The sequence below is a fragment of the Exiguobacterium sp. MMG028 genome, from assembly GCF_027947425.1.
Lineage (GTDB): Bacteria > Bacillota > Bacilli > Exiguobacteriales > Exiguobacteriaceae > Exiguobacterium > Exiguobacterium aestuarii_A.
The window spans coordinates 1,009,692-1,021,955 of sequence record NZ_JAQJIN010000001.1 but is presented as its reverse complement, the minus strand read 5'-3'; the positions used below and the strand labels follow the sequence as shown (position 1 = coordinate 1,021,955).

14 protein-coding genes are annotated in these 12,264 nt (G+C 47.2%); 10 read left to right on the top strand and 4 right to left on the bottom strand.

The annotated features are described in order from the left end of the window. The first annotated feature begins 63 nt into the window (after positions 1-63). Both PJK55_RS05400 and lpdA read left to right on the top strand, forming a co-directional pair. A complete protein-coding gene (locus PJK55_RS05400; protein ID WP_214819549.1) occupies positions 64-1,356 on the top strand; it encodes a dihydrolipoamide acetyltransferase family protein in 1,293 nt (430 codons plus the stop codon). Between the two features lie 4 nt (positions 1,357-1,360). Continuing rightward, on the top strand, positions 1,361-2,773 hold the full coding sequence (gene lpdA, locus PJK55_RS05395) for a dihydrolipoyl dehydrogenase (protein ID WP_074034989.1): 1,413 nt from the start codon (positions 1,361-1,363) through the stop codon (positions 2,771-2,773). Between the two features lie 20 nt (positions 2,774-2,793). On the opposite strand, the gene aac(6') is transcribed toward lpdA, so the two are convergent. Continuing rightward, positions 2,794-3,243: an aminoglycoside 6'-N-acetyltransferase gene (gene aac(6'), locus PJK55_RS05390; protein WP_271305037.1), complete on the bottom strand. Its 450-nt coding sequence runs from the start codon at positions 3,241-3,243 to the stop codon at positions 2,794-2,796. Positions 3,244-3,318: 75 nt separating this feature from the next. Here aac(6') and PJK55_RS05385 point away from each other — a divergent pair, with 75 nt between their 5' ends. Further along, entirely contained in the window at positions 3,319-3,624 is a 306-nt protein-coding gene (locus PJK55_RS05385; protein WP_074034985.1) for a DUF3055 domain-containing protein, read from the top strand. 118 nt (positions 3,625-3,742) lie between these two features. On the opposite strand, the gene PJK55_RS05380 is transcribed toward PJK55_RS05385, so the two are convergent. Continuing rightward, positions 3,743-5,224, bottom strand: a complete 1,482-nt coding sequence (locus PJK55_RS05380) for an aminotransferase class I/II-fold pyridoxal phosphate-dependent enzyme (protein WP_214760628.1) — start codon at positions 5,222-5,224, stop codon at positions 3,743-3,745. A 157-nt stretch (positions 5,225-5,381) separates the two neighbouring features. Here PJK55_RS05380 and PJK55_RS05375 point away from each other — a divergent pair, with 157 nt between their 5' ends. The 3 genes from PJK55_RS05375 to PJK55_RS05365 all read left to right on the top strand — a co-directional run bounded on the left by PJK55_RS05375 (position 5,382) and on the right by PJK55_RS05365 (position 7,406). Further along, positions 5,382-5,648: a UPF0223 family protein gene (locus PJK55_RS05375; RefSeq protein ID WP_214748331.1), complete on the top strand. Its 267-nt coding sequence runs from the start codon at positions 5,382-5,384 to the stop codon at positions 5,646-5,648. 237 nt (positions 5,649-5,885) lie between these two features. Continuing rightward, positions 5,886-6,074, top strand: a complete 189-nt coding sequence (locus PJK55_RS05370; RefSeq protein ID WP_015881266.1) for a hypothetical protein — start codon at positions 5,886-5,888, stop codon at positions 6,072-6,074. A 78-nt stretch (positions 6,075-6,152) separates the two neighbouring features. Next, positions 6,153-7,406, top strand: coding sequence for an inositol monophosphatase family protein (locus PJK55_RS05365; protein WP_271305036.1), 1,254 nt, complete (start codon positions 6,153-6,155; stop codon positions 7,404-7,406). 61 nt (positions 7,407-7,467) lie between these two features. Here PJK55_RS05365 and PJK55_RS05360 read toward each other — a convergent pair whose 3' ends face one another. Continuing rightward, the gene (locus PJK55_RS05360) at positions 7,468-7,644 is read right to left on the bottom strand and encodes a DUF5325 family protein (RefSeq protein WP_214748310.1); all 177 of its coding nucleotides are present in this window, start codon (positions 7,642-7,644) and stop codon (positions 7,468-7,470) included. A gap of 163 nt (positions 7,645-7,807) precedes the next feature. Here PJK55_RS05360 and typA point away from each other — a divergent pair, with 163 nt between their 5' ends. Together typA and PJK55_RS05350 are read left to right on the top strand one after the other, a co-directional pair. Continuing rightward, positions 7,808-9,652 (top strand): translational GTPase TypA, encoded by a 1,845-nt coding sequence (gene typA, locus PJK55_RS05355; RefSeq protein ID WP_074034963.1) that lies wholly within the window; start codon positions 7,808-7,810, stop codon positions 9,650-9,652. A gap of 88 nt (positions 9,653-9,740) precedes the next feature. Continuing rightward, positions 9,741-10,085: a YlaH-like family protein gene (locus PJK55_RS05350; RefSeq protein WP_074034961.1), complete on the top strand. Its 345-nt coding sequence runs from the start codon at positions 9,741-9,743 to the stop codon at positions 10,083-10,085. A 36-nt stretch (positions 10,086-10,121) separates the two neighbouring features. On the opposite strand, the gene PJK55_RS05345 is transcribed toward PJK55_RS05350, so the two are convergent. Further along, the gene (locus PJK55_RS05345) at positions 10,122-10,322 is read right to left on the bottom strand and encodes a YlaI family protein (protein ID WP_074034957.1); all 201 of its coding nucleotides are present in this window, start codon (positions 10,320-10,322) and stop codon (positions 10,122-10,124) included. A 115-nt stretch (positions 10,323-10,437) separates the two neighbouring features. On the opposite strand from PJK55_RS05345, the gene PJK55_RS05340 reads away from it, so the two are divergent. Beyond that, positions 10,438-10,887, top strand: coding sequence for a hypothetical protein (locus tag PJK55_RS05340; RefSeq protein WP_271305035.1), 450 nt, complete (start codon positions 10,438-10,440; stop codon positions 10,885-10,887). Positions 10,888-10,920: 33 nt separating this feature from the next. Then, complete coding sequence (locus PJK55_RS05335; protein WP_214695586.1) at positions 10,921-12,237, top strand: PhoH family protein; 1,317 nt, start codon at positions 10,921-10,923, stop codon at positions 12,235-12,237. Positions 12,238-12,264 lie beyond the last annotated feature (27 nt).

Below are 12,264 nucleotides of genomic sequence, written 5' to 3'. Positions count from 1 at the left end.
ACGATGAGGGAGAATGTTCTCCCTTGTCGTGTTTACATGATGAATTGATGGGAGGAAAAACCAGTGGCAGTATTTGAATTTAAATTACCAGATATCGGTGAAGGTATTCACGAAGGTGAAATCGTCAAGTGGTTCGTAAAAGCAGGGGATACGGTCAAAGAGGACGATGTTCTTTTAGAAGTACAAAACGACAAAGCAGTCGTTGAAATCCCAGCTCCAGTCGACGGTACAGTCAAAGAAGTTAAAGTTTCTGAAGGTACAGTTGCCGTAGTCGGCGACGTCCTCATTTCGTTTGACATCGAAGGCGACGCACCAGCAGGTGAAGAAGAAGAAGCACCTGAACAACCGAAAGCAGAAGAGAAGACAGAAGACGTGAAAGAAGATGTGAAAGAAGACGCGCCACGCGACGTTCAACTTCACAAATCTGAGCGTGTCATCGCAATGCCATCTGTCCGTAAATATGCACGTGAAAAAGGTGTCGACATCCGTGAAGTAAACGGTTCTGGCGACAACGGTCGCGTCTTGAAAGAAGACATTGATGCATTCGCGAACGGTGAAGCACCGTCTGCAGAAGCTACAACAGAGAAAACAGATTCTGTAGCACCAGCAGCAGCTGCGAAAACGGAAATCAAGCCTTACGAGTCAGCGACTCCAGAACTTGAAACACGTGAGAAAATCCGTGGAATCCGTAAAGCCATCTCGAAAGCTATGGTTAACTCGAAACACACTGCACCACACGTTACGCTCATGGACGAAGTCGACGTTACAAAACTCGTCGCACTCCGCAAAGACTTCAAACAAGTCGCGGCTGACCAAGGCGTGAAACTCACGTACTTGCCATTCGTCGTGAAAGCATTGACTGCTGCAGCGAAAGCATTCCCAACAATCAACGCTTCAATCGATGATGTGAACGAAGAAATCGTTTACAAAAACTATTACAACATCGGTATCGCAGCTGACACGGACAACGGACTCGTTGTACCAGTCGTAAAAGATGCAGACCGTAAATCAATCTATGCACTTGCTACAAACATTAACGAACTTGCAGGTAAAGCTCGTGAAGGTAAGCTCGCTGGGGAAGACATGAAAGGCGGATCGATTACAATCACAAACATCGGTTCTGCTGGTGGACAATGGTTCACACCTGTCATCAACCACCCAGAAGTTGCAATTCTCGGTATCGGCCGTATCGCTGAGAAAGCTGTCGTCAAGAACGGTGAAATCGTTGCTGCGCCAGTACTTGCACTTTCATTCAGCTTTGACCACCGCCTCATCGACGGTGCGACTGCACAGAACGCTCTTAACATGGTGAAACGCTTGCTCGAAGACCCAGCACTTCTAATGATGGAGGGATAAGAACATGGTAGTAGGAGAATTCGCACAAGAAACTGATTTGCTTGTCATCGGTGCCGGTCCTGGTGGATACGTTGCCGCAATCCGTGGCGCACAGCTCGGAATGAAAGTAACAATCGTTGAGAAAGGCAACTTCGGTGGTGTCTGCCTAAACGTCGGATGTATCCCATCGAAAGCGTTGATCACAGCTGGACACAACTTCCAACACGCTAAAGGACATGATTCAATGGGAATCTCGTCTGACAACGTGTCAGTGGACTTCACAAAAGTTCAAGACTGGAAACAGTCAGTTGTTAACAAATTGACTGGCGGTGTCAAAGGTCTCCTCAAAGGAAACAAGATTGAAATCGTTCAAGGTGAAGCTTTCTTCGCTTCTGAAGACACAGTTCGTGTCATCACAGAAGACAGCTCAACTCCTTACAAATTCAAAAAAGCGATCGTTGCGACTGGTTCTACACCAATCGAGATTCCATCGTTCAAATGGTCAAAACGCGTCCTTTCTTCAACTGGCGCATTGGCACTTCCTGAAGTACCGAAGAAACTCGTCGTCATCGGCGGTGGATATATCGGTATGGAGCTCGGTACTGCATACGCTAACTTCGATACAGAAGTAGTGGTTGTAGAAGGCGCTAGCGACATCTTGTCTGGTTTCGAACCACAAATGACGCAAATCGTTAAGAAGAAACTCAAACAAAAAGGGAACGTCACAATCCACACAAACGCACTTGCTAAAGGTGTCGAAGAAACGGAAGACGGCGTAACTGTTAAGTTTGAAGTAAATGGTGAAGAGCAATCTGTTGAAGCGGACTATGTCCTCGTCACAGTTGGTCGTCGTCCAAACACAGGCGACATCGGCCTTGAGAACGCGGACGTTAAAATCAGCGACCGTGGAATCATCGAAATCGATGACCAGTGTAAGACTTCGAACGAAAACATCTATGCAATCGGTGATATCGTTCCTGGACCACCACTTGCACACAAAGCATCTTACGAAGCGAAAATCGCGGCGGAAGCAGCAGCAGGTAAGCCAGCTTACCTCGACTACTCTGCAATCCCTGCAGTCGTCTTCACAGATCCTGAACTCGCAACGGTTGGTTACACAGAGCCACTCGCAAAAGAAGAAGGACTCGAAATCACAGTTTCGAAATTCCCATTCGCAGCGAACGGTCGTGCACTTGCACTTGACGAGCCAGACGGCTTCATGAAGCTTATCACTCGCAAAGAGGACGGTCTCTTGATCGGTGCTCAAATCGCGGGTACTGGCGCATCAGATATGATTGCTGAGCTTGGTCTCGCAATCGAAGCTGGTATGACTGCTGAAGATATCGCACTTACAATCCACGCTCACCCATCACTCGGTGAGATGGCAATGGAAGCTGCTGAAATCGCAATGGGTATGCCAATCCACGTCGTTAAATAAGTATGCTAGTAAAAACTCTCTCACGTTTCGTGAGAGAGTTTTTTGATATAGGTGACGACACGTTCAACTTCTTGGAATCCAATCTTCTCATGGAACTGTTGGCTGCTCTCGTTTTCAAGTTCGGTATCTGATGCCAGTTCGATACAACCATGACGTGCCGCGAACATTGAGGCAGCATCAATCAGACGGGCAGCGACACCTCTCTGACGCTCGGATTCAACGACATAGATTCCCTCCACGTAGGCTGTCGGAGACATGCTTGAACCTGGCACGTAGTCATGCCGGAAGCTGAGCTGGCAAAATCCAATCGTTTTTGTGTCAGAGGATGCGATGAAATAATGCATTTTTTTTGAAGCAAGACCGAGTTTGACTTCCATCCGCAATTCCTCAATCGGGGCGTCGGGCCATAGCTCATGCATCAATTGCGCGAGTGCTTCTTGGTTTGACGATTTGGCATACTCAATTTTCATGATGACTCTCTCCTTAGGTTTCATACTTGTAGTATAAAGGAAAATACTTGTGAAGAGAGAAGGGAGGGAATCCTGATGGCATTCGATGAGGAGTTATTATATACCGTATCCGAGACGAGTCGTGTACGTTTCACCGGGATTGAGACAGAAGCTGCCCGCTATGACTTTGGTTTCGTCTATACACACCAATTCATGGGCAAGGTATTAGTCGTCTGTATGCAAACCGGTCAATCGGCCCTTCTCGATCTACATGCTTTAGAAGAGCCCCGTCAATTGTATCCGATGCTCGGCATTAACTTGAATGATACAGAGCACGTCGCTGAATTTTTACGACTCTGCCTAGTTGAAAAAACAGAAGCATCTGAGGAAATTGACACTTGAAAAAATGTAAGCGTTTTCTTATAATAGGCAATAGGGGAAGCAATTCGATCATCTACAGCCACCTTTTCTGAGATGACATAAAAAATGAGCCGGTCACGATGACCGGCTCATTTTTTATTTAGCGAATCGCTTTTGTTTGTTGGATGACTTTAATCATTTGAAGAGACTCATCTTCAAGACCTTGAACCGGGAGACCGGCTTCGATGTTGGCCATGATGTATTCGAGTGTCGACGTTGTGATCAATTCACCTGGAATGATGATTGGAATCCCTGGTGGGTACACCATAATGAATTCCGCTGAAATGCGTCCGACGGCGTTCTCAAGAGGGATCGTCTCCGTCTCTTCATAAAACGCATCACGCGGGCTAAGAGCCAATGGCGGGATTTCAGGAAGCATGATTGAGAGTGAGTCATTCCCAGACTTCTGATAAACGGACACGACGTCACGCATCGCTTCAATCAATGCTTGAATCGTCGACTCATCGTCTGCTGACGTAACAATGAAGAGCACGTTCAATAGATCTGACATCTCGACTTCGATGCGGTGTTTCTCACGAAGGTACTTCTCGACTTCAAATCCTGTCACACCGAGCTCACGAACCGATACGAGCACTTTTGTCTCATCGAGTGCATAAGTCGATTCCGAATGGAGCTCCGCATGTCCGTAAACCGACAAGTTCGGCATTTGACCGATTGCTGTCCGTGCTGCTCGAGCAAGGTCAAGCGCACGTTCGTTCATCATATGACCTTTCGTCGCAAGTTGTCGACGCGCCGCATCAAGAGAAGCGAGGAGCAAGTATGATGTTGAAGTCGTTGTGATCATCGAAAGCATCGCATGTATCCGCTCTGGTGACACGAGACCTCGGCGTACGTTCAAGATGGAACTTCCTGTCATCGAGCCGCCAAGTTTATGCACGCTCGTTGCCGCCACGTCTGCTCCCGCTTGCATCGCCGAGAGTGGGAGTTCATCGTGAAACGGAAGATGGACACCGTGTGCCTCATCGACAAGTACGGGCACATCTTGTGCATGAGCGACGTCAACGATTCGCTCCAAATCACCCGCGACACCGAAATAAGTCGGGTTGATGACAAGTACGGCTTTTGTATCCGGATGAAGCTCGAGTGCACGTTCTACAGCACTTGCTGTAATCCCGTGCGCGATGCCGTACGTCTCATCGAATTCTGGGTGGATGAAGACCGGGTGTGCACCCGTCAAGACGAGCGCGGACATGACCGATTTGTGCACGTTACGTGGAACGATGATTTTCTCATTCGGTCCGACGACGCCCATGATCATCGCCATGATGGCACTCGACGTTCCTTGAACGGAGAAAAAGGTCTCATCAGCACGGAACGCCTCTGCCGCCAAGCGTTCCGCTTCAGCGATTGCCGCTTTTGGATGATGAAGGTCATCGAGTGGGGCAATGTTAATCAAATCAATTTTTAGGGCGTTTTCGCCAATAAAGTCACGAAACTCTGGGTCCATCCCTTTCCCGCTCTTGTGACCAGGAATATGGAACGCAATCGGATTTGAGTCGACATGTTCAAGCAACGTGTCAAATAGTGGCGTTTCGAGCTGAGTAGCACCTTTTAATTTCAATCGTAAATCCCCCTTGGAATCAGTTTATTTATTAGATGAATGATATCGTTAATTTATATGTTGATTTAAAAAAGAAGCAACAAAAAAACTATAGAGATTTCTGACGTAACTTGCAATAGTTTTTTTTGTTGATACAATGAGTGTCGAGGTGAACAATATGCAAATCAATTATCCGATTAATCCGGATTGGACGACCGATGAATTGATCGAGGTCGTCGAGTTTTATAATGTCGTCGCACAAGCGAACGAAGGTGGAGTCGAGCGTGAGGTTTTCCTAGACGCGTATCGAGCTTTCAAGCAAATCGTAACATCTAAGTCAGAAGAGAAACAACTGAACGCGGTTCACGATGAACAGACTGGATATTCTACGTATCGTACCGTTCAAGCAGCGATGAAGTCATCGAGCAAAATGATTAAACTGTAAGTCGGAGCATGCCCGTGCAAATTCAGGCATGCTTTTTTGTTATTTCTTCTTAAAAGTCGGGTACAGTTACCTAACACTTATTCAGGTTTAAGGGGATTGAAATTGGGAATATATCCATTAAGATAAAAAATTCAAAATAGTCAGACAATTCTCTTTCTTTTTCGAATTTTATCTGATATACTCAATTCAACTCACCAAACCGTAACTTGTAGCCCAACAAAAGGAGTGTGGCATCTTATGAAACAAGTGATTGAGGCATTCAAAAGAAAAGACGCAGAAAAACGGATTCCGGTGCTGCGCTTGGAGATTGATTATGAATTGGCAACCCTTTTCGATGCGATGGCGTCACAGGATGATGCTACAGTTCAGGCTAGCAAGCATCGGTTGGAGAAGTACCGCCAAGAATTATTGCGTCTCGAAGCCTAACCATTACACACACATTCAACCAGTATTCCGAGCGGATACTGGTTTTTGTTTGGTACAATACAGTTGAGGTGATCACAGATGATAGAATGGTTTGCAGTCGATTTAATCAAACAGGCGGGAGAGCTGATTCGTCGCGAGATTGATCAACATTATGAAGTGGAACGAAAGACCGGAAAAGGAGACTTGGTCACTGAAATTGACCGAGCGGTGGAACAGCTGATTGTCCGCCGTATCCAAAACCGATTCCCGGACCATCAAATCATGGGTGAAGAAGGAACGACGGATACGCCAGACACGTTATCAGGAACGGTATGGTTCGTCGATCCAATTGATGGGACGTTAAACTTTATTCATCAGAAGCGTATGTTTGCCATCTCGGTGGCCGTGATGGTCGATGGGGTCGTAGAGTACGGATTTGTCTATGACGTGATGGCGGATGAGATGTTCATGGCAAGAAGAGGGTATGGTGCGACATTGAACGGACGGACATTAACGAATCTACATGAACATCATGTACGAGATGCATTTTTAAGTATGAATGCGACGTGGGTCACTCCGAACCATCAAATTGCCCCGGAAATCCTTGCCCCGATTGTTCGGGATTCGATTGGGACACGGGCGCATGGCGCTGCCTCGCTTGAGCTTGCTTGGCTCGCCGCAGGACGAGTGGACGGATACATTACGATGCGCAATATGCCGTGGGATTATGCTGCAGGGAAATTGCTCGTCGAAGAAGTGGGTGGACGGGTCGTTTCCTTATATGGGGAACCGATTCGATACGATGGGAGAACATCTGTATTGGCAGGAAGCGAGACATTCGTCAATGACGTCATCAAACACTATGTCATCGCAAAATGGTTGACCCCCGAAGCGAAGCCGGATCTTCAAATCGTGGAACATGAATCGTATGAAGAAATTCGTGATTTACTCGTTTTAGCGAATCCGAATGAAGCGATGGTGCGAGAACAGTTTCAAACAGGACGAACGTTTAAAGCGTTACTCGGAGGAGAAATCGTCGGTGCCTATATGCTCGTATCGCACGGGGCAGGACGGGTCGAGCTTGTCAATATCGCGGTGAAGCCGGAGAGACAAAACCAAACGATTGGTCAGCGGATGCTACAAGACGCGGTAAAACGGGCGACGACACTTGGCGGTCAAGAACTCCTCGTTTGTACGGGGAATTCAAGCATCATGCAATTGCGTTTTTATCAACAAGCCGGATTCCGATTTGATTCTGTGGAACGTGATTATTTTATCCAACATGGATACGATCCGATCGAGGAGGATGGTTTGGTCTTACGTGACCGCATCTGTTTGACGCGTCCGATTTGAGTTATCAAATAAAAGCAAAGAGGGTTGCTCTGACGAAAGTCGGGCAACCCCCTTGTGTTTATTAAGATTGACGGTCGGAAAGAATGCGACGACGTAATTGAATACCAAAGAACGTCGCGACACCACTAAGTACGAGACTGCCTAAAATGATGGCGGCGCTTCCTTCGGCCACCCCAATGCCGATGCCGACAAATCCAGCGACGACGGCCATGGCAATCAATAGAAACATAAGCTGCATGGAGACTCCTCCTTATTTTCTCTTCTCCACCCCATTGTATGATAAAAAACGTCCAATGAAAACGTTCACAGTCGATTCCACTCGACAAAGGTACTGTGACGTGTGCTATACTCTTAAAGTTGAAGAAAAGCTGAAACTTTTTAAATAAGAGAGGAATAACTACATGAACGTAAGAACAAACCTTCGTAACGTAGCCATCATCGCTCACGTTGACCACGGTAAAACAACGTTAGTCGATGAATTATTGAAACAGTCTGGTACTTTCCGGACGAACGAGGCAGTCGCAGAACGCGCGATGGACTCAAACGATATCGAACGTGAGCGCGGAATCACAATTCTCGCGAAAAACACGGCAATCGATTACAAAGATACACGTATTAACATCGTAGATACGCCAGGTCACGCAGACTTTGGTGGGGAAGTTGAGCGAATCATGCGTATGGTTGATGGCGTTATCCTCGTCGTCGATGCGCGTGAAGGCTGTATGCCACAGACTCGCTTCGTATTGAAAAAAGCACTCGACCAAGGACTTCGTCCGATCGTCGTTGTTAACAAAATCGATAAGCCGATGGTTCGTCCACTCGACGTTGTCGATGAAGTCGTCGATCTCTTGATCGATCTTGGCGCAGATGAAGATCAACTTGAATTCCCTGTCGTCTACACATCGGCTGTCAGCGGTTCAAGTTCGTTCGATCCTGATCCAGCAAACCAAGAAGACACGATCACACACGTGCTCGATACAATTCTTGAAAACACACCAGCTCCAGTTGATAACTCAGATGAGCCACTTCAATTCCAAGTGACGATGCTCGACTACGATAACTACCTCGGTCGTATCGGTGTAGGTCGCGTCTTCCGTGGGAAAATCAAAGTCGGTGAGCAAGTATCGCTCTGTAAGACAGACGGTACAGTGAAGCAACTCCGTGTCACGAAATTGTTCGGTTACTTCGGCCTCAAGCGCGTTGAAATCGAAGAAGCTAAAGCAGGTGACTTGATTGCTATCGCCGGGATGGAAGACATCAACGTTGGTGAGACAGTTACGCCAGTCGGTAAAGAAGAGCCACTTCCGCTCCTTCGTATCGATGAGCCAACACTTCAAATGCGCTTCATGACGAACAACTCGCCGTTCGCAGGACGTGAAGGGGACTTCGTCACTGCACGTAAGATCGAAGAGCGTTTGATGAAACAACTTGAGACAGACGTATCGCTTCGTGTGGAAAACACGGATTCTCCTGACCAGTGGGTCGTATCAGGACGCGGTGAGCTTCACCTCGGTATCTTGATCGAGAACATGCGTCGTGAAGGCTACGAGCTTCAAGTGTCGAAGCCACAAGTTATCATCCGTGAAGACGAAAACGGTACGAAAGTTGAGCCGTTTGAGCGCGTGATCATCGACGTACCAGAAGAGTACACAGGTTCAGTCATGGAGTCGATCGGTCTCCGTAAAGGTGAGCTTGCTAACATGAACACGAACGATAACGGTCAGACACGTATGGAATTCATCGTTCCATCACGCGGTCTCATCGGATACCGTAACGAATTCTTGTCTGCTACACGCGGATACGGAATCTTGAACCACACGTTCGAAGAGTACCGTCCGTATATCGCAGCTGATATCGGTGGTCGTCGTAGTGGTGTTATGGTTTGTATCGAAAACGGGAAGTCAACGGCTTACTCAATCGGTGCACTCGAAGACCGTGGAACGATCTTCATCGAGCCAGGTACGGATGTATACGAAGGAATGATCATCGGTGAATGTAACCGTGACGTCGATCTTGCGATTAACGCTGTTAAAGGGAAGCAATTGACGAACATGCGTGCTTCAGCAAAAGATTCGACACAAGTCTTGAAACGTCCGCGCGTCTTCTCACTTGAAGAGTCGCTCACGTTCTTGAACGATGACGAGTACTGTGAAATCACACCGGAGTCAATCCGTCTTCGTAAGAAGATCTTGAACAAGAACGAACGCGAGAAAGCTGACAAGCGTCGTAAACTTGGTAAAGAATAAGTAGGTGAAAAAGGGAACGCTTCGGCGTTCCCTTTTGCATGGAATAGTGTAGAATGGATGTGTATGAAATAAAGGGGGACTCTTTGTCTTGAAAGCTTCTCAAACAATCGATATCACACAAATTGATGTTCCGTGGATTGCCTCGATGCTAGGTGTCGGTAGCGACCCGAACGATTTTTCGGTCGGATTCAACGCACTCGTTGTCACGGTCATCTTACTGACGATTCTCGTCTTTAAGCTTGGTTTTGCAAAACAATTGGCATGGTGGAAATCACTGATCGTCTATATTCTACTTGCACTTGGCGCAGGTACGATGGCGCTCGTCTTTTTCACGTGGCCGATTCCAGAAGTACTTGCTGTCATGGCCATCGTGTTGGCCATCTATCGCGGTCGTCTTTGGTGGAACCGTCGTCAGGATGCAGTCGAGTCATAAAAAATACGGGCGTCTCTTCGGAGGCGCCCGTTTTCATTACCAATTTCGCTTTTGTCGAAATGTAGGATATAACTTGAATTGTCCAGATGCGGCGCGTTCAGCCGTACGTTCGCTGATTCGCTCCTGACAGTCTTGACACATATACGTTTTAGCCGGCTTGTTGCGCAATCGTTTTGCTTCAAACGACCATGAGTCGATCGTCTCGACTTTATCGCAAAGAGAACATTTTACACGCATCTTTTCACCTTCCTCTATAGGATGAGTATAGCATGATTTCATTCGTTGAAAGCAGGGAATTGAATCGGTAAGGGAGAATGGTACAACCATACCCGGTTAAAAGGAGGGGAGTTGAATGGCGAGTAAGGCAACGTTTGAATTGACAGCCGCTCAACAGCGATTGTTGAATGACATGCCGTTAACATTTCTCGTCGGTTTTGATGAGGCAAAGCGTTGGCCGATCAGCCACGCCATCAGTTGGGTGCAAGCACTCGACAAGGACACGATGCGGTTCGCCTTAACCAAGAATTCGCATATTGTGACGATACTATCAACCGAAAAGACAGCGGGTCTCATCTTTATCGAAGATGGTCAGTCCTATCATGTTTTACTTTCATCCATCCGAGAATTTGAGCCAGCGTTAAAACCGAGCCTTCATCTTCGATTTTTTGAAGGACATGTCGAAGAAGTGAGAAATATCTCATTTTATGGTGCAGCATATGCTCAGCCCGAAATTACGAAAACGTATGATATCCGAGCGGCGGAAAAGTTAGACCGTGAAGTGAAAGAAAGTCTTCATTCTTGATTACCATCCTATAGTCGAGGGGCGGCAAAGTCTATGAAAAAAACGTATGTACTCGATACGAACGTACTCCTACATGATCCGCTATCCTTATTTCAATTTGAAGAACATGACGTGGTCATCCCGGCCATTGTCTTAGAAGAACTTGATGGTAAAAAACGAAACATGGATGAGGTCGGGCGGAACGCCCGTGAAACGTCGCGTGTTCTAGACCAACTCCGAACTTCGGGGAAACTTCATGACGGCGTCCCACTTGAAAACGGTGGACGTCTCTTTGTCGAGATTGGACACGAACACGAAGTCGATATTCCATTCGACGTGATGACGAACGATAACCGCATCCTACTCGTTGCCTTAAAATTAATGAAACAATACGAGCATGACACGAACCATAAAGTCGTCGTCGTCTCAAAAGATATACTGGTCCGTGTGAAGGCGGACGCAATCGGAATTGATGCAGAAGACTATCTGACCGACCACATCGTCGATACGACGAATTTGTATGCCGGCTATCGTGAAATCGAGGTCGATCAATCACTTATCGATGAATTTTATAAAGTACGCCAACTTCCGACATCCGCATTGACGAAACAAACGTTATATCCGAATTCGTTCGTCGTGTTAAAAAGTAACGTGTCGAAAGCGAGTGCGCTCGCGGTGGTCGACACGCTCCAACCGATTGTTCGTCCGCTAGCGCTCGACGCTGACCACATCTGGGGAATTCATCCACGAAACGTTCAGCAGCGGATGGCGCTCGACTTATTGTTGCGAGATGACATTCCGTTCGTCACGTTACTCGGAAAAGCGGGAACCGGAAAGACGCTCCTTGCCCTAGCGGCAGGACTCTCTCTCGTTGAGGACGAGCAACGATACAACAAGCTCGTCGTCGCCCGACCGGTCGTCCCGATGGGGAACGATATCGGCTACTTGCCAGGTGAGATGGAAGAAAAACTACGTCCATGGATGCAGCCGATCTATGATAATCTAGAATTTCTCTTCAGTGCCAATTCAAAAGATGAGCTAGGAAATATTCTAGCTGGTATGAAATCGATTCAACTCGAAGCGCTCACTTATATTCGAGGAAGAAGCATGCCCGACCAGTTCATCATCATCGACGAAGCTCAAAACTTAACGAAACATGAAATCAAGACGATTCTCACCCGTGTCGGGGAGAACTCGAAAATTGTTCTCGTCGGTGACCCGTACCAAATCGACCATCCGTATTTAGATGAATATTCGAATGGATTGACGTACGCGGTTGAACGATTCAAAGGACAAAATGTCTTCGGTCACGTCCAACTGGTAAAAGGGGAGCGTTCGTCTCTCGCCAGATTGGCGGCCGACTTATTATAAGCGAGATACACAAATAACGCCGAGCTA